General features: G+C 57.2%; 14 protein-coding genes. 10 read left to right on the top strand and 4 right to left on the bottom strand.

Features of this window, described 5'->3' with window-relative positions; all coding sequences use genetic code 11:
- Nucleotides 1-109: 109 nt before the first annotated feature.
- The 9 genes from ACVWZG_RS07105 to malQ all read left to right on the top strand — a co-directional run bounded on the left by ACVWZG_RS07105 (nucleotide 110) and on the right by malQ (nucleotide 10,300).
- Complete coding sequence (locus ACVWZG_RS07105; RefSeq protein ID WP_457406146.1) at nucleotides 110-2,713, top strand: heavy metal translocating P-type ATPase; 2,604 nt, start codon at nucleotides 110-112, stop codon at nucleotides 2,711-2,713.
- 332 nt (nucleotides 2,714-3,045) lie between these two features.
- A complete protein-coding gene (locus ACVWZG_RS07100) occupies nucleotides 3,046-3,873 on the top strand; it encodes a DUF4388 domain-containing protein (RefSeq protein ID WP_457406148.1) in 828 nt (275 codons plus the stop codon).
- A gap of 397 nt (nucleotides 3,874-4,270) precedes the next feature.
- Entirely contained in the window at nucleotides 4,271-5,155 is an 885-nt protein-coding gene (locus ACVWZG_RS07095) for a DUF4388 domain-containing protein (protein WP_457406150.1), read from the top strand.
- A gap of 80 nt (nucleotides 5,156-5,235) precedes the next feature.
- Nucleotides 5,236-5,604 carry a roadblock/LC7 domain-containing protein gene (locus tag ACVWZG_RS07090; protein ID WP_011433098.1) on the top strand — a complete coding sequence of 123 codons (369 nt, stop codon included), beginning with the start codon at nucleotides 5,236-5,238 and terminating at the stop codon, nucleotides 5,602-5,604.
- A 54-nt stretch (nucleotides 5,605-5,658) separates the two neighbouring features.
- Nucleotides 5,659-6,216, top strand: coding sequence for a protoglobin domain-containing protein (locus ACVWZG_RS07085; protein WP_457406152.1), 558 nt, complete (start codon nucleotides 5,659-5,661; stop codon nucleotides 6,214-6,216).
- 51 nt (nucleotides 6,217-6,267) lie between these two features.
- Nucleotides 6,268-6,813 (top strand): GTP-binding protein, encoded by a 546-nt coding sequence (locus ACVWZG_RS07080; RefSeq protein ID WP_457406154.1) that lies wholly within the window; start codon nucleotides 6,268-6,270, stop codon nucleotides 6,811-6,813.
- 199 nt (nucleotides 6,814-7,012) lie between these two features.
- Entirely contained in the window at nucleotides 7,013-7,630 is a 618-nt protein-coding gene (gene pyrE, locus ACVWZG_RS07075) for an orotate phosphoribosyltransferase (RefSeq protein ID WP_457406157.1), read from the top strand.
- A gap of 40 nt (nucleotides 7,631-7,670) precedes the next feature.
- Entirely contained in the window at nucleotides 7,671-8,543 is an 873-nt protein-coding gene (locus ACVWZG_RS07070) for a polysaccharide deacetylase family protein (RefSeq protein ID WP_457406160.1), read from the top strand.
- Between the two features lie 155 nt (nucleotides 8,544-8,698).
- Nucleotides 8,699-10,300: a 4-alpha-glucanotransferase gene (gene malQ / locus ACVWZG_RS07065; RefSeq protein WP_457406162.1), complete on the top strand. Its 1,602-nt coding sequence runs from the start codon at nucleotides 8,699-8,701 to the stop codon at nucleotides 10,298-10,300.
- Here the strand turns inward: malQ and ACVWZG_RS07060 are convergent.
- The 4 genes from ACVWZG_RS07060 to thrS all read right to left on the bottom strand — a co-directional run bounded on the left by ACVWZG_RS07060 (nucleotide 10,297) and on the right by thrS (nucleotide 15,934).
- Nucleotides 10,297-11,844, bottom strand: coding sequence for an ABC transporter ATP-binding protein (locus ACVWZG_RS07060; protein WP_457406164.1), 1,548 nt, complete (start codon nucleotides 11,842-11,844; stop codon nucleotides 10,297-10,299). The genes malQ and ACVWZG_RS07060 overlap by 4 nt on opposite strands.
- A gap of 314 nt (nucleotides 11,845-12,158) precedes the next feature.
- Nucleotides 12,159-12,434 carry an FmdB family zinc ribbon protein gene (locus ACVWZG_RS07055; RefSeq protein WP_041438561.1) on the bottom strand — a complete coding sequence of 92 codons (276 nt, stop codon included), beginning with the start codon at nucleotides 12,432-12,434 and terminating at the stop codon, nucleotides 12,159-12,161.
- A gap of 40 nt (nucleotides 12,435-12,474) precedes the next feature.
- Complete coding sequence (gene fmdA / locus ACVWZG_RS07050; protein ID WP_414356687.1) at nucleotides 12,475-13,680, bottom strand: formamidase; 1,206 nt, start codon at nucleotides 13,678-13,680, stop codon at nucleotides 12,475-12,477.
- Between the two features lie 442 nt (nucleotides 13,681-14,122).
- A complete protein-coding gene (thrS, locus tag ACVWZG_RS07045) occupies nucleotides 14,123-15,934 on the bottom strand; it encodes a threonine--tRNA ligase (protein WP_457406169.1) in 1,812 nt (603 codons plus the stop codon).
- 188 nt (nucleotides 15,935-16,122) lie between these two features.
- Between thrS and ACVWZG_RS07040 the strand changes: the two genes are divergently transcribed.
- Nucleotides 16,123-17,850 carry a Ppx/GppA phosphatase family protein gene (locus ACVWZG_RS07040; RefSeq protein ID WP_457406171.1) on the top strand — a complete coding sequence of 576 codons (1,728 nt, stop codon included), beginning with the start codon at nucleotides 16,123-16,125 and terminating at the stop codon, nucleotides 17,848-17,850.
- Nucleotides 17,851-17,865: the final 15 nt, after the last annotated feature.

Raw genomic sequence — 17,865 nt, 5'->3', positions numbered from 1 at the left:
ATCCCAGTCCTACGATTGAGTTTGGCAAAAAATGGGATGTAGAGCCCTGTCCTACCGCTACATAACTGGCCAGTAGGGCGAGGGGGCTGTTAACCACGGGAGAACAAAGATGGCCATCCCAGATGCATTCGCGTCAGCGGTGCGGAGCACTCTGACCCATAAGGCCCATAAGGCAGACAGGCCAAGGGATCCGGCTGACCAGAATGGGCCCACAGCGCCTTCTCAGGCGGGATCCCTGATTCTCCAGGTGGGGGGCATGAGTTGTGCCGGCTGCGTCCGCACTGTCGAGCAGGCTCTACTGAGACAGCCGGGGGTGGTCAAGGCCAGCGTTAACCTGGTTACCGAGTCGGCCCTTGTGGAATTTGCCCCTGGGATCCGGCCCGACCCGCAGCACCTAGCCCAGATTTTGACAGAGGCAGGGTTTCCCAGCCGCTACAGTTCAGAGGGTGAGGCCCTCTCCGGCGGGAGTTCCGTTCGCGTCAGCGGTGCGGAGCACTCTCAAGATCCCTCTTCCCCTCCCGGTGGGTGGGAAGAAGCCTTGGATGTGCCTGCGGATCCCCTCTCTCGGCAGCGACAGCAGACCCGACACCACATTCGCCAAGCGCTCACCGCCGCTTTTTTGCTGCTGATTTCTGCCGCCGGACACTTGGATCTCTTCGCCCGTCTGGGCTTGCCCCTCCTTAATGATGTCTGGCTGCACTGGGGCTTGGCGACCTTGACTTTTGTCGGCCCAGCTCGCGGCATTGTCCTGGATGGTTGGAGAGGGGCACGGCGGCTGGCCCCCAACATGAACACCCTGGTCACCCTGGGATCCGGATCCGCTTACCTGGCCAGTCTGGTGGGGTTGTTGGCCCCTCAGGTGGGCTGGGAGTGCTTTTTCGACGAGCCCGTCATGATGCTCAGCTTCATCCTGTTGGGACGGGCCTTGGAACAGCACAGCCGCCTGCGGGCGGCCAGCAGCCTGCAATCGCTGGTGAGCTTGTGTCCCAGTTTGGCTCGGCGGGTTCAGCCTGCAGAGAAGGCGGGATCTCTGGCTTCCAGCCCAGAGGGGAACCTGGATCTGGGATCCCAAACCGGAGAATGGTGCCCTGTCGAACAGGTGCGAGTGGGGGATTGGCTCCAAGTGCGGGCCGGCGAACAGATCCCGGTGGATGGAGAAGTCATTGCCGGCCAGGCCACGGTCAACGAGGGGATGCTGACAGGGGAACCCTTGCCGGTGCTGAAACAAGCGGGGGATCCCGTGGTGGCGGGAACGCTGAACCAATCGGGGTTGCTGCTGTGCCGGGCGACGCGCACCGGGAAAGACACCACCTTGGCCCAGGTCATTCGCCTGGTGGAAGAGGCCCAAGCTCGCAAGGCCCCCATCCAAGGGATAGCCGACCAGGTGGCGGGCTACTTCACCTATGGGGTGGTCACGCTGGCCATTCTCACCTTTGGGTTCTGGTACTGGATTGGGATCCCGCTTTGGGGGAGCGGCGGTGCGGAGCACTTCGTCCTGGCGGGGTTCAGCCTGCACGCCCATCTGCATCTGGGTGACCATCCCCCTCACCCCACACCCCTGCTCAGCAGCCTCAAGATGGCCATTGCGGTTTTGGTGGTGGCCTGCCCCTGTGCTTTGGGGTTGGCTACGCCGATGGCCATCCTGGTGGGTACTGGCTTGGGAGCCGAGCGGGGTTTGCTCATCCGAGGGGGAGATGTTCTGGAGAAAGCCCATCGCTTGCAAACGGTGGTCTTCGACAAAACCGGCACCCTCACCCAAGGGGATCCCCACCTGACGGACTGTCTCAGCCTTGACCCATCTTTGGATCCCCATCGCCTACTCCAACTGGCGGCCACAGTGGAAAGCGGCACTCGCCACCCTCTGGCGCAAGCCATTTTGCAAGCCGTCCGCACCCAGGGTTTGCCGTTGCTCTCCGCCGGCGAGTTTCAAACCCAGCCGGGGATAGGAGTCGCCGCCCAAGTGGAAGGGCAGGCAGTGGTATTGGGATCCCTGGATGGGCTGGCTGCTTTGGGGATCCCAATTTCCCCAGAGGCGCAGGCCCAGGCCGAGGCGCTACTGGCAGCCGGCAAAACGGTGGTGGGCGTGGCTCTAGGGGGATCCTTGGTGGGGCTGCTGGCAGCCCAGGATCCCTTGCGGCCCGATGCGCAGGCAACGCTGCAACAGCTCCGGAAAATGGGCCTGCAGGTGGTTTTGCTAACCGGCGATCGGGCGGAGGTGGCCCACCAGGTGGCTGAGGCTCTGCAAGTGCCAGGTCTCCGCGTTATCGCCGAGGTTCACCCGGCAGACAAAGCTCAAGTCATCCGCGACCTGCAGACCCAAGGCCAGAGAGTTGCCATGGTGGGAGATGGCATTAACGACGCTCCGGCTTTGGCCCAAGCCGATGTGGGCATCGCCCTGCACTCAGCCACTGATGCGGCCTTAGAAACCGCCGATATCATCCTCATGCGCAACCGCCTCTGGGATGTGGTGGAAGCTATCCGCCTCAGCCGCGCCACCTTCCGCAAGATCCAGCAGAACCTCCTCTGGGCTGTCGGCTACAACCTGGTAGGGATCCCAGTGGCAGCAGGCGTGCTCCTACCCCCCTTTGGCATTGGGCTTAGCCCGGCAATCGCTGGGGGTCTCATGGCCTTGAGTTCCCTCAGTGTAATCCTCAATTCACTCCTCTTGAGGCGAACTTTTGTACCCCGTAGATCTTCGAGTAGCCGCAGCTAAAAAAGTGTTAAAAATTACGAATGACTAAGTATCGATCGTTAAGTCTTCCGAGGTTTTACTGAGCTTCTGACACAATTTCCGCTGCGTCCAAGCCAAAAATTCGGCAACTTCGATTACATTTGATTAAAAAGATTAATCCGCTTTAACTTTTGAGGATTTGGTTGTAAGATTAGACCGAAACCAAGCTGTAAGCGCATCTTCTGGTTTCTTACTTAGCAAAGCAAAAACCGTGAAAATACTGAGAAAGCGCATCTTGCAGCGGTGAAGGGAGCAAAAGTATGGCGATGCTTGGAGATCTTCAGGAATTTTCCTTATGCGACCTGTTGCATTTAATGGAAAAGGGTAAGAAAGCAGGGCAATTATCCATCTGGGCACCCAATGGCATTCAGCGGATTTGGTTTTACCAAGGTCGGGTGGTCGCCGCCCTCACCCCTGAAGAAAAACATCGTTTGGAAAGCCTGCTGACGCGCTTTGGCTTGGTGGACGAGCAGGTGGTCAGCCAGTTGGTCGCTAGGGGCTTGGAGGAGCCTCTGGGGTGTTGCCTGCAGCGGCAAGGGTTGATCTCGCCCGTAGATTTGGCCAAGCTCTTTCGCCATCAACTGCAAACCGGCCTCTACAGCCTCTTCGCCCTCGAATCCGGCCAGTTCAGCTTCCTGCCCAACGTGCCCATGCCCTACCGAGAAATGACCGGCCTGAGCAAAGGCGCCACCGCTGCTGTCCTGGAAGCCCTGCAGCAGCTCAAGCTAGACCAGCGCCCCGAAAAAGACCTGCCCGAACCCGATAGTTGCTTTTGGCGTACCAGCACCGAACTGCCTCTGTTCAAGCTTTCTGCGCTGGAGTGGGGGATCCTGGAGCAGGTGTCGCCTTCTCGCAAGCTGACGGCTTTGGCTCGAGCACTGGGGGCAGACCTGCTGGAGGTGCGCTATGCCTGTGCCCGTCTGGCCAAGCTGGGGTTGATCAGTCCCTGTGAGGGGCCAACGGTTCTGGCTCGGTCTGGTCACTGGGAGCTGTCCAAGTCGATTGCTGAGGAGGTGAATCCCGAGCCGGTGAGGGAGAGGCTGGGGGTAAGGGTGCCCGGTTTTCAGGATGAGAGCGGCCCGGTCAAGCCTTCTCTGGTCAGTCGATTAGCCACTCTCCTCAAGGGCATGCGCGAAAAGTGAGGCAAACCGACAGAGGGAGAACAATCCTCTGGCTTTGTAAAGAAGTTGGGAGATCCTGCTAACTTTTATCTAACTTCTGTTCAAAGAGAAAGCAAAAATAGGGGTTTTACTTTACAAAGCAACATGATCCAGGCCAAGGCCGAAACAAAGCGAACCAGAAGCCTTCTGTGAGAGGATTGAGAGTACCGCCTGATCGTATTCTGATTGTACTCCATGATAGATTTTCCCGGACGGTCAGTGTAATTGCTAGCGGGCAGAGTATCGAGCTAAAAAAAACACGGTCGTAGATACACGATTGTTGACCGAGAGTCCATGTACAAGAATAGGGATGTCTAAAAAATCACTGAAGCATTGATTTTTCGCCCATTCCATCGAAGTGGAGGTTCAAAAAATTCTTATGGCTATAGTTGGAGACCTCCAAGAATTTTCCTTGCCCGATCTGTTGCAGCTGATCGAGAGAGGCAGCAAAACAGGACAGCTCTGTATCTGGGCGCCCAGAGGTATTTACCGGATTTGGTTTTACCAAGGTCGGGTCATTGCCGCCCTACCCCCCCAAGAAGAACACCGCCTGGAGAGCCTGCTGGCCCACTCTGGCTTGGTGAGCGAGCGGGTAGTCGAGAAGCTGGCTTCCTTTTGTGGCTTGGAGGAGCCCTTGGGACGTTGCCTGCAGCGGCAAGGGTTGATTACCCCAGCAGCCCTGGCCAAGCTCTTCCGCCATCAACTGCAAACCGGCCTCTACAGCCTCTTCGCCCTCGAATCCGGCCAGTTCAGCTTCCTGCCCAACGTGCCCATGCCCTACCGAGAAATGACTGGCCTCAGCAAAAGCGCCACCGCTGCCGTCCTGGAAGCCCTGCAGCAGCTCAAGCTAGAGCAGCAGCCCGAAAAAGACCTGCCCGAACCCGATAGCTGCTTTTGGCGTACCAGCACCGAACTGCCTCTGTTCAAACTTTCTGCGCTGGAGTGGGGGATCCTGGAGCAGGTGTCGCCTTCCCGCAAGCTGACGGCTTTGGCTCGAGCACTGGGGGCAGACCTGCTGGAGGTGCGCTATGCCTGCGCCCGTCTGGCGAAGCTGGGGTTGATCAGCCCTTGTGAGGGGCCAACGGTTCTGGCTCGGTCTGGTCACTGGGAGCTGTCCAAGTCGATTGCTGAGGAGGTGAATCCCGAGCCGGTGAGGGAGAGGCTGGGGGCAAAGGTGCCTAGTCTTCAGGATGAGAGCGGCCCGGTTAAGCCTTCTCTGGTCAGTCGATTAGCCACCCTCCTCAAGGGCATGCGCGAAAAATAAAAGCATAGGGATATTTGCAGTCATGTTTTCGGTTTTCGGGTAGAAACATTAGAAATAGTGAATCAGCAGGGAGATGTAGGATGGCTAATCTGTCCTCTTTGCAGGCGATCCTCCAGAGCTATGTTGCCAACACACCGGAAGTCCAGGGAGCAGCAGTGGTCACCCCCGACGGGCTACCTTTAGCTTCCACACTGCCTGTGGGTATGGATGAAGAGAGAACCTCTGCTATGTCGGCTGCCATGCTTTCTTTGGGCGAACGGATTGGGAGAGAGCTAGGGCGCGGAGCCATAGAGAGAGTTTTTGTACAGGGGGAAAAAGGATACGGGGTTTTAACCAGTTGTGGCCCCGATGCCGTCTTGCTGACAATTGCCAGCCATGAAGTCAAGCAAGGCTTGCTCTTTTTGGAAATTAAGCGAGTCGCGGCAAGCATTGCAGAGGCAATGAAGTAAGAAAATCAAATGTGGAGGCTAAGTTTTTGATTCTGTCCTGACGTTGAGGGAAGTATGGCCATTAAACCTTCTGAGCTGCTCCAAGTCCTGATCTCGCGCACGCAATTCACAGATGATGACAAGAAAATTTTGCAGCAAAGCGCCGACTGGGGCGGCAGTATCGCGGCGGAAATGTCAGACGCCTTTTACGGCTATCTGGATCGCGATGCCGAAATGGCGGCAGTGATAGCCAAGCACAACCGGCAGCGGCTGGGCCAAACCTTTGCCGACTGGTTCAAGGAAATGTTTACGGGCATGGATAACTGGGGGCCACAATACGCTGAGCGGCGCTGGAAGATTGGCATAGTTCATGTGCGCGTTGGGATCGGCCCTCAACATGTTGTGCCTGCTATGGCCACAGTTGTGCAGGAGGTCAGTCGGCGGTTGGTGAAAGAAGGCAAGCCTGAGCAGTTGCGCACCAGCTTGAGCAAGGTCTGTATGATTGACCTCTCTTTTATTGAGCAAGCTTACCTTGAGGTGGCCTATAACGCCGTGCAACAGGAAACAGGCATGAGCGAGGCCTTGTTTAAGCGCTTGATTGCTACCGGGGCTAACAGCTTGGCTTCCTCTTAATCAGGATTGAGTAGGCCCGTCTGCGCTGGGGGTTTACGGCTGAGGCTAACCATGAGCAATATTCTCCGCATTGTTGTAACAGGGCCGGTGGGAGCTGGAAAGTCTACCTTTATTCGCACGATTAGCGAGATTGAGGTAGTAGACACCGATTGCAAAGCAACAGACGAGGTAGCAGAACTGAAGAAAACCACGACGGTAAGCATGGACTTCGGCCGCTTGAGAATTGGAGAGGAGGAAGAAGAGATGTGGCTGCATCTCTACGGCACTCCCGGCCAGTCTCGCTTTAACTTTATGTGGGATATTTTAATTAAGCGCGCCCACGGCTATGTTCTTCTGGTGCCTGCGCACTTGCCGGGCCAATTTCGCAACGCCCAAGCTATTCAATCTTTTATGAAAGCCAGGACAAGTGCCCCCTGCGTGATTGGGATCACCCACGTCGATCAACCCAATGCCTGGGATCCAGAAGACATTTTGTTAATTTTGGGGAATCAAGACGGCGCGATTCCCCACACCACTTTGAATGCTCAAGAGCCGGCTTCTGTTGCCAACACGTTGCTTCTGTTGGTTGAGCAAATGATGCCCCAGGTGGTTGTTTGAACAGATTTTCAGGTATCCAGCAGGCTACAGCTTTTTTTAGCAACATCGACCCCAGCCAACACAGGCGTATCTTTTGTGGGACAGGGATCCCTCCCGTGAAGCCGAAAAACGGGAGATTGGATTCGGTGGAGATTTGCCGTATAATGAAATGTCCTGAGTGATCTTTCTTGCCAGCCATTGAACCAAGGGGATCCCTGCTGTGTTGCTTCTTGACTGCTCTCCCCTGACCCTTTCCCCAGAAGAAGCGCGGGAGAAACTGCTATATCTCCTGGCCCAACTGGCTTACCGAGAAGGCTCCTTTACCCTCACTTCTGGACAGAAGAGCCCCCACTACATCAACTGCAAGCCGGTCACCCTTCACCCCCAGGGGGCTTATTGGGTGGGATCCCTGCTGCACCGGCTGTTGCCTCCCGAAACCGAAGCAGTGGCTGGGATGACGCTGGGGGCAGATCCCCTGGTGACGGCGGTGAGTTTGGCCTCTCTTGGTGCTGAGCCTGCCAACCTAGCCGCCCTAATCGTGCGCAAAGAGCCCAAGGGGCACGGCACGCAAGCCTGGATCGAGGGGCCAGAACTGCCGGCAGGCAGTCGGGTGTGGATCCTGGAAGATGTGGTGACCACCGGCAGTTCTGCTTTGAAGGCTGTCGAACGGGTGCGGGCAGCCGGCTACCGGGCGGAAGGGATCCTGGCTTTGGTGGATCGGCTGGAAGGGGCAGAAGACCGCTGCCGAGAAGCAGGGATCGCCTTTCGTCGCCTATTCACCCTTCCAGAAGTGCAGGCTTGCCATCGGGCCTTGACCTCAGGAAAATCAAAGGACTAGCCTGCCCCCTTGGTGAGCATCAAAGCTTTGGAGAGCGGACATGCTGCCCCCTGCCTACTCAGCTCTGCCCAGCCGAAATCTGCCGAGCCTACCGCATCGGGCGCGGGTGGCTGTGTACGTGGTGATGAACATCGAGCACTTCACCTTTGGCAAGCTGGGCACGGCCATTCAACCCCATCTCACCAGCTCCCCTGAGATCGCCAACTATGGCTGGCGGGACTACGGCAATCGGGTGGGCATTTGGCGCCTGTTTGAGCTGTTTGCCGAGCTGGGGATCCCGGTGACTGCCGCCCTGAACGCGGAAATGGTGCAGCTTTACCCCCCCATCATCGAAGGGATCCGCCAATACGGCTGGTCGGTGCTGGCCCACGGCTGGAACAACTCCACCGGCCACAGCGGCCTGGCCCGTGACGTCGAACAGGAGCTCATTGAGCGCAGTTTGTCCCTTTTGGAGAAGGTGTCGGGATCCCGCCCTTGGGGCTGGCTGACGCCGGGGTTTTCCGTTAGCGAGAACACCTTTGACCTGCTCAAGGCTGCCGGGATCCGCTACACCACCGACTGGGTAAACGACGACCAACCCTACTGGCTGCAGACTGCCGCCGGCCCTCTCTTGGGGATCCCCTACACTCTAGAGGCCAACGACATCAGCCTTTGTCTGAGCGCCCGCCTGCCGGCAGAAGCCTTTGCCCAAGCCCTCATCGACCAGTTTGATCAACTGTGGCAAGATGGGGAACGCTCCCCCCGCGTCATGGCCATCGGCCTACATCCTTTCATTGTCGGGCAGCCTCTGCGGATGGGATCCCTGAAAAAAGCCTTGCAGCACATCCAATCTCGCCCTCAGACTTGGCTCACCACCGGTGATGGCCTCTACGACTGGTATGCCCAAGCCTGCCCTGCTCCTGAGACGCCCTGACGGGATCCCCTGGCCAGAGGGAAAAGCGCGTCTTGGCCTTGGATCCTGCTCATTTTTTAACTTTGTTCTAATTTTGTCTTGTCTGGAGCTGTCCACCGTGGCTCCAGAAGTGACAGCATAGGCGGTGAAACCACCTAGGGCAAAAGGGCTTGGCCATGCGCATGGGCAGACTCAGTGGGATCCTCCTGCACCCCACCTCGCTACCGGGGCCATTTGGCATCGGCGATCTGGGGCCATCGGCTTATCGTTTTGTGGACTTTCTGGTGGAGAGCGGCCAGCGCCTCTGGCAGGTTCTTCCTCTTGGGCCGACCGGCTGGGGCAACTCCCCCTACATGAGCTTTTCCTCCATTGCCGGCAACCCGCTGCTCATCAGCCCGGAGCTATTGGTGGGGGCCGGTTGGCTGGATCCCAACAGTTGGCAGGATCTGCCCCAATGGCCAACGATCCAAGCCGGATCCACCGAGCGGGTGGACTACGAAACCGTGATCCCCTTCAAGCTGGGCCTGTTGCACCGCGCCTGGGCTACCTTCAAAGAAAAAGCTTCCGGCCCCGATTGGGAAGCTTTCCAAGCCTATTGCGCTGCCGAGGCCGACTGGCTGCCGGACTATGCCCTGTTCATGGCCCTCAAGGATGTGTACGGCGAGCAAGAGTGGAACCAATGGGATCCGGCCTTGGTGCGACGGGATCCGCCGGCCCTGCAAGAGGCTCGCGACCGCTATGCCGATGCCATTACCGAGCAGATGTTTTGGCAGTATCTGTTCGCCCAGCAGTGGGGATCCCTAAGGGAGTATGCTCATCGGCATCAAGTGCGGCTCATTGGGGATGTGCCCATCTACGTTGCCCCCAACAGTGCCGACGTGTGGGCCAACCGGGAGCTGTTTCACCTGGATGAACAGGGACGGCCTTTACAAGTAGCCGGTGTGCCGCCGGACTATTTCAGCCCCACCGGGCAGCGCTGGGGCAACCCCCTCTACAACTGGGAAGTGCTCAAGGCCCGTGGCTACGACTGGTGGATCAAACGCATGCAGGCCATTCTCAAGCAAGTGGATTGTGTGCGCATCGACCACTTTCGCGGCTTCGAGAGCTACTGGGCCATTCCAGGCGATGCAGAAACGGCTGTGGAAGGGGAGTGGCAAAAAGGGCCGGGGGCAGATTTCTTTCAGACCCTGGCCGACAAGTTGGGGGAAATCCCGGTGATTGCCGAAGATCTGGGAGACATCACGCCCGAGGTGTTGCAACTGCGGGATCAATTTGGCTTGCCCGGCATGAAGGTGTTGCTCTTTGCCTTCGGCTCTGGGCCCGATAACCCCTATTTGCCCCATGCCTATGAGCGCAACTTTGTCGTTTACACCGGCACCCACGACAACAACACGGTGGTGGGTTGGTTTAATGACCCGGATCGCTCGGAGTGGGAAAAACAAAACCTGCTGCGCTATTTGGGCTGCCAGGGATCCGAGGGCATCCATTGGGATCTCATTCGCCTAGCCCTTGCTTCCGTAGCCGATCTGGCCATCATTCCCCTGCAAGATGTGATGGGCTTGGGGGCAGAGGCGCGCATGAACTTCCCCGGCACCACCGAGAACAACTGGGCCTGGCGCTACCGCGAAGAGATGCTGCGGCAGAACATGATCCAGCGCCTGGCCGAGATGAGCGTCACCTACGGGCGCATCTCTCCTCAAGAGTTGGAGCAACGGCGAGCAGCCCTAGCCCAAGAACGGGCGGCAGGGTCTTCTCAAGCTGCCCCCAGCCTCGTCTAATGCTGGATCCCGCCCATCAGCAGCCCTAGCTGCTCTTCGGTGGCCTCTTCAGGCCTGAGTTCTCCTACCAGGCGGCCCTCATGGATCACCAAAATGCGATCCGACAAGCTGATCACCTCATTCAAATCCGCCGATACCAGCAGCACCCCCATGCCCTGATCCCGCGCCTGCAGGATGCGCCGATGAATGGCCTCGATGGCCCCCACATCCACCCCCCGCGTCGGTTGGGCAGCCACCAGCACCTTGGATCCACAGGAAAGCTCCCGCCCCACAACGATCTTCTGGGCATTGCCGCCAGAATAGCGGCGGGCCGTCAGGGAAATGCTGCGGGGGCGAACGTCGAAGCTCTCCACCACCTGGCGGGCATGTTGGTCAATGGCCTCTTCCCGAAAAAATCCCAACCAGCCGGTATACGGCTTTTGATGGTGATCCCCCAGGATCAGGTTGTCGCGGGTGGGGAAATCCAGCACCAAACCTCTCACATTGCGATCTTCGGGGATATGACTCAGACCCCAGCAACGCACCTGTCGGGCCGAAGCAGACAGGGATCCGGCTCCATAGCGAATTTGGCCGCGGTAGCTTCTCAAGCCGGTGATCGCCTCCACCAATTCCGTTTGGCCGTTTCCCTCCACACCGGCAAGGCCCACAATCTCGCCGGCACGTACCTGGAAGCTCGCCCCCGCCACCGCCGGCTTCCGCCCCGGTATATCCACCCACAGATCTCGCACATCCAGCAACACCTCCCCAGGGGTAGCGGCCTTTTTTTCAACGGTCAGACTGACTTCCCGCCCCACCATCAGCCGCGCCAGTTCCTGGGCATCGGTTTGGGCAGTGGGCAACGTCGCCACCACCTTGCCATCCCGAATGACGGTGACGCGGTCGGCCAGTTGCATTACCTCCTTCAGCTTGTGGCTGATGAAAATGACAGCTCCCCCCCGCCGGGCAAAGCGGCGCAAAAACGCAAACAGCTCGCCTGCCTCCTGCGGAGTCAACACTGCCGTCGGCTCATCCAAAATCAAGATGCGGGCCTTGCGGTAGAGCATTTTCAAGATCTCCACCCGCTGCTGTAGGCCTACCGGCAGATCCTCCACTCTGGCGTCGGGATCCAGATGGAAGCCCATCTCGGCAATCAACTGAGCCACCTCAGCCCTGGCCCGACGGAAATCGACCTGAAAAAGATGGCCGGGTTCGGCCCCAAGAACCACGTTTTCCGTAACCGTCAAGGGATCCACCAACATAAAGTGTTGATGCACCATCCCAATTCCCAACCGAATGGCATCGGCAGGACTGTGAATTTTGGCCGGTTGCCCATCCACTTGAATGGATCCCTCGTCCGGGCTGACCAACCCATAGACGATCTTCATCAGGGTAGACTTGCCCGCCCCGTTCTCCCCCATCAGCGCCAGAATCTCTCCCCAACGCACCTCCAGATCGATGTGGTCGTTGGCCAGCACCAGAGGATAACGCTTGGTGATCCCCTGCAAGCGAAGGGCAATATCGCTGCGATGGGATCCCTCTGCCAAAGAAGGATCAGGCCCACTCATGAGGTGCTTCTTGAACGCCTTTTCCAGCATAGGTTGTGAACTGCCATGCCAGAGGAAAGCATTTCTGGGGGTATTGTGAGAGTCTCTCTTTTTCTAAGCACTATGGTCATTTCGATTCAAACTGGGACACTGCACCCACACCTAAAACGTTGGTCACGTCGTTACGTCGTCGCATCGTCGCGTCAGCATTGCGGTTCCCGTCAGGGTGCCGTAGGCATAGCAATAGCGCTGCGGAGCAATAATGCACGGGGCCAGAAGGCTTTTTTCAATAGCCCAGGCGTCTTACCCTAGCCTGAAACAACTATGTCTAATAACTAATGGTGCAACATCCAAGGTCGCCCACAGGATTGGGAGCGATATTTTGGCGAGTTTGGATCAGAATTTGAGTGCTGTTCACGCTTGATCAGTTTGGGTTCTCTTCCCCCCTTTGAAATAGGCAAAGAGCTGGAAAGCTGAACCATGGGAACTGAAATGAGACGTTTCCCTTCCTGATTGCAAGAAGGACAATAGGCCGGATCTCGATATTGAGATAAGGGCCGCCATACCTCAAACTCCCCACAGGTTTGACACTTAAACTCATACAGCGGCATCTTCCTATTCCACCCCCTTGAACGAGGCATCGGATAACATTCACCTAGGGAGAATATCTATGTCGAAGATTTGCGTAGGAACAGCCACCGTACAGCAAGCATTGGGAATATCGACGATCCCACTCACTCTGCCCTCCACCGGTGCAGAACTGAGCAGCAGATAAGCTTGTTCTCCCGTAAAGCCGAATTTTTTCAGATATTCGATGGCATTTAAGCAGGCGCGTCGATAGGCAATGTGAACATCCATATAATGCTGCTTACCTGTAAGCTCGTCCACAGAAATGCCCTCAAACACAAGGTATTCCGAGTAACGTGGCTCAACAGGGCCGGGCTTAAAAATGGGGTTAACCAATCTGTACTTCTCAACACCACCCTTGATTAGATCGACGTGGAGATCGATGTAGCCCGACATCTCAATAGCGCCACAAAAAGAGATCTCCCCATCCCCTTGCGAGAAGTGAATATCTCCCATCGACAGCTTGGCACCCTCCACGTAAACCGGGAAGTAGATCCGTGTTCCTTTAGACAGGTTTTTAATATCGCAATTACCGCCGTGCTCTCGCGGGGGCACCGTCCGAGCCGCTTCAGCAGCAACCCGCTCATACTCTGACTTGGGCAAAGTTCCCAAAATTGCGTTCTTGGGATTGGGCAAGGCGGCCAGCACAGGCTGATTGCCGGATAGCCCCGCGCCGTAAGTGCGCAAATCGGGAGCCGAAGCGACCAGCTCAGCTTCCCGCTTATTCCAAGCCGCCAGCAACTCGTGAGATGGGGCACAGCCAATGAGGCCGGGGTGAATGATGCCGGCAAAGCGCACATGGGGAATGTGTCTGGAAGTGGTGTAAATGCCTTGAAAATCCCAGATGGCTTTGGCCGCGTTGGGAAAATGATCGGTGAGGAATCCCCCTCCATTTTCTTTGGCAAAAATACCTGTAAACCCCCACTCGTCTCCCGGCAGTGGCCCAATGTCTAACAGATCGACAACCAGGATATCTCCAGGCTGGGCGCCGTTAACCCAAATAGGCCCACTCAAAACATGGACAACGCTTAGGTCAACCTGCTCAATGTCGGAAGGATCATCGTTGTTTTTGATTTGCCCATCCGTCCAGTCTTTACACTCAATTCGGAATACCTCGCCAGGGTTTACAGAAACCACAGCGGGAATATCAGGATGCCAGCGGTTGTGACCCGGTAGATCCTGTTGATCCATTGGCTTAGTCAGGTCAACTTTAAACAGCGTTTTGGGCATGGGATCCTATCCTTGAGTCATCACTCTGCGGTCAGACTTTGAATGCACAAAAGCCTATCTCCAATAGAGAAGCTAATACTGTAGTAAAAGCTACAATTCATAGTGCTGTTATCTACAATCGCAGAGCGGGAGATGAGGAGCTTAGATCGACAGGCTATTTCACTGCAATTCAAAGTAACTATCAATCAATTCACCAAAGTAACGGCCAATCCATTCGGCGACAGATCGATTTAGCCGTCAGCTCCTAAAGCGTTGCAGGATCCTCTCCAGAAAATCCCTAGAGAACATGGTGGGTTGTCGGCCAAATCCTGATTTTTCAATTAGCCCCCTTGGCTTCCCTTGAGAAAGGGAAACTCAAGCTCTTTCTTGAGATCCTCAGAACCTGGGATCCTCAAGTTCTGAAAACCCAGTTGCCGCAAGCCAGGGATCCCGAATGCCCAAGCTAGTCAAGTGCCTGTAGCTGGGCTAGGAAATCTGCCACCGTCAGGGATCCCAGCTCTTGCCCATGACGCTGGCGTACGCTCACCGTTCCTGCCGTTTGTTCCTGTTCTCCCACGATCAACATAAAAGGGATCCGGGCCTTCTCGGCATTGCGGATTTTTTTGGGCAAACGATCGCTGTCGGCATCGATGTGAACGCGGATCCCATGTTCCCGCAGTTGATCCCGCACTTGGGTGGCATAGCCCAGATACTGATCGGAAATGGGCAAAATACGCACCTGTTCCGGGGCCAGCCAGAAGGGAAAATCCCCAGCGTATTCTTCAATCAGGATCCCAATGAGTCGCTCCAGCGAGCCAAAGGGAGCACGGTGAATCATCACCGGACGCTGCCGGGATCCATCCTCAGCTACGTATTGCAGATCAAAGCGCTGTGGGTTTTGGTAGTCCACCTGAACCGTGCCCAGTTGCCACTCCCGATCCAGCGCGTCGCGGAAAATAAAATCCAGCTTCGGCCCATAGAAGGCTGCCTCTCCGATCCCTTCAAAGTGGGGCATCGACAACTTCTCCACAGCGCGACGGATGGCATTTTCGGCTTTGTCCCAATCTTCGGGGGATCCCAGATATTTGTCCGACTTGGGATCCCGGAAGCTGAGGCGGGCGCGAAAATCCTTGAGCTTGAGCTTATCGAAAACCACCAAAATGAGATCGACAACCTTGAGAAACTCCTCCTCCAATTGATCGGGGCGAACAAACAAATGGGCATCGTCCACCGTGAAGCCACGCACTCGCGTCAGACCTCCCAATTCCCCCGATTGCTCGTAGCGATAAACGGTGCCGAACTCGGCATATCGTAGGGGCAAATCGCGGTAGGATCTCAGCTCGGATTTGTAGATTTGGATGTGAAAAGGACAATTCATCGGCTTCATGACAAAGCCCTGTTCAGCCGCACGCGCCTGCTCATTCTCTGACATCATGGGAAACATATCTTCCCGATACTTTTGCCAGTGGCCGGAGATCTTGAACAAGTCCACACGGGCAATATGAGGGGTAACCACCGGCAGGTAGCCCCGCTTGAGCTGCTCCTGCTTGAGAAAATCCTCCAGCACCGAGCGCAGAATGGTGCCCTTGGGTGTCCAGAGAGGCAGCCCCGGCCCCACCTCATCCGAAAACAAAAATAGGCCCAGTTCTTTGCCCAGCTTGCGGTGATCCCGCCGTTTGGCTTCTTCCAGCCGCCGTTTGTATTCTTTCAGCTCCTCTGGGGTCTCCCAGGCGGTGCCGTAGATGCGTTGGAGCTGCGGCTTGGTTTCATCCCCCCGCCAATAAGCGCCGGCCACACTGAGCAAATCAAAGGCTCTGGGGTTGAGATCTCGGGTGTTTTCCACGTGGGGGCCAGCACAGAGATCCCACCATTCATCCCCCAAGTGATAAATGCTGATGACCTCTCCTTCGGGAATGCTGTCCAAGATCTCCAGCTTATAGGGTTCGCCGAGGGCTTCGATTCTGCGCCTGGCTTCTTCCCGGCTCACCTCCTCGCGGATCACCGGCAAACCTTTTTTGATGATCGCCTGCATCTCTTTTTTGATGCGGTCGAGATCCTCAGGCGTAAAGGGTTCGGGATGGTCAAAATCGTAATAGAAGCCGTAGTCGGTGGTGGGGCCGATGGTCACCTGGGCCTTGGGAAACAGCTTTTGCACCGCCATAGCCAGGACATGGGAAGTGGTGTGGCGGATGCGCTCCAGTTGGGGAGACTCGTGAGTGCGCAGCAGTTTGAGGGTGCTGTTGGCCTTCTGAGGTGATTCGGCTGGCTGAGACATCGGAACCTACTTTGAAACAAACAAATCAAATACTGTGTCCCTATCTTAGGCTGGGGCGAGAGCGGCAGGGATCCCAAGCTGAGTCCATTCCCCTGTTTGCCGAGTCAATCGCAAACCTGACAACTGGGCCCGGAACAAGGGGGGAAAGTACACAGTATCCTAAAGGGGTTGACCCCCACACCCGAGCCATGATCTCTTCGCGCACCGACTTCACGGAATGCCCTGTCGCCTCTGCTCCCCCAGTTTCCGAAACCGGCCCGGCTTCTCGTCCTGAATCTTGGGCTGCCCCCGTTCTGGCCGCCATCGATGTGGGCAGCAACTCTCTCCACATGGTGGTGGTGCGCATCAATCCCCGTATCCCCAGCTTCACCATCATCTCCCGCGAAAAAGCCACCGTGCGGCTGGGGGAATACTGCAACCAGACGGGTGCCCTGACCCCTGCAGCCATGGAGCGGGCCCGAGTGGCCCTGGAACGATTTTGCCGCATTGCCGAGAGCTTTCAGGTGCATTCCATTGTTGCGGTGGCCACCAGTGCTGTGCGCGAGGCCCCCAATGGGCCGGAGTTTTTGAAGCGGATTGAACGGGAGCTGGGCCTGCGGGTGGAGTTAATCTCGGGGCAGGAAGAGGCCCGCCGCATTTATCTGGGAGTGCTCTCGGCGATGGAGTTCCACAACCGGATGCACGCGGTGGTGGATATCGGCGGTGGCTCCACCGAGCTGATCTTGGGCAATGGCCAAGAGCCGGAGTTTCTGCGCAGCATCAAGGTGGGAGCTGTGCGTCTAACCCAGGCTTTTTTGCACCACGATCCGCCCACTTCTGGCGAACTGCAAGCCCTGCGCCAGCACATCCGCGGCATGCTGGAATCCCCCATTGAGCAGATGAAACGGATCGTCGCATCTTCACAACAACAGGGATCCCTGCCTTTGGTGGGCACCTCTGGCACCGTCGAGTGCCTGGCCCAGTTGGATGCCCGCCGTCGGTTGGGCGCTCTCCCCCATCGCCTGCAGGGGTATGAGTTCAGCCTGGAAGCCCTGCGCGGCTACATCAAAGAGCTGCGCTCCCTCACGGTGGCCGAACGGCAAAAGCTGCCCGGCCTGGGGGAAAGGCGGGGGGAGATCATCCTAGCCGGGGCGGTCATCTTGGAAGAAGTGATGACCCTGCTGGGGGTGGAGCGGATCCAGTTTTGCGAACGGGCTCTGCGGGAAGGGCTGATCGTGGACTGGATGATCGGCCAAGGGCTGATTGAGGATCGGCTGCGCTACCACAGCTCGGTGCGGCGGCGCAGCGTCCTCAAGTTGGCGGAAAAATACCAGGTGGAGATCCCCTATGCCGAGCGGGTGGCCGAGTTTGCCCTCAGCCTTTTCGATCAAACCCGCGGCATCCTGCATGGCTGGGGATCCCGGGAGCGGGCTCTTCTCTGGGCGGCGGCCATGCTGCACAACTGCGGCCACTTCATCAGCCATGCCGCCCACCACAAGCACTCCTACTACCTGATCCGCCATGGAGAACTCTTGGGCTTCAACGAAGAAGAGGTGGAGGTGATCGCCAACTTGGCCCGCTACCACCGCAAGTCGCCCCCCAAGAAGAAGCACGAGAACTTCCAGCGCCTCAGCGACGAGCGGGATCGCCAAGTGGTGCTGGAACTGAGCCCCCTGCTGCGCATAGCCTGTGCTTTGGATCGCCGCCGCCTGCAGGCCATTCAAGCCCTGCACTGCCGTTTTCAGCTCCTGGGAGAAGGCCCCCGCCGCATGGAGTTGATTTTGGATCCCAGGCATCCCAAAGACGACTGTGCCCTAGAGTTGTGGAGCTTAAACGAGAAGAAAAAAGTCTTCGAGCAACAGTTCAACCTGCAGGTAATCCCCAAGCTCTCTACCCAGATCCAGCGCAGCGCCGATCCCTTTGAGGCAGCAGTTTAGCCTTCTCGGGGATCC

Source organism: Thermostichus sp. OS-CIW-33, from assembly GCF_054059615.1.
This window is presented reverse-complemented; position numbering and strand designations above follow the sequence as displayed.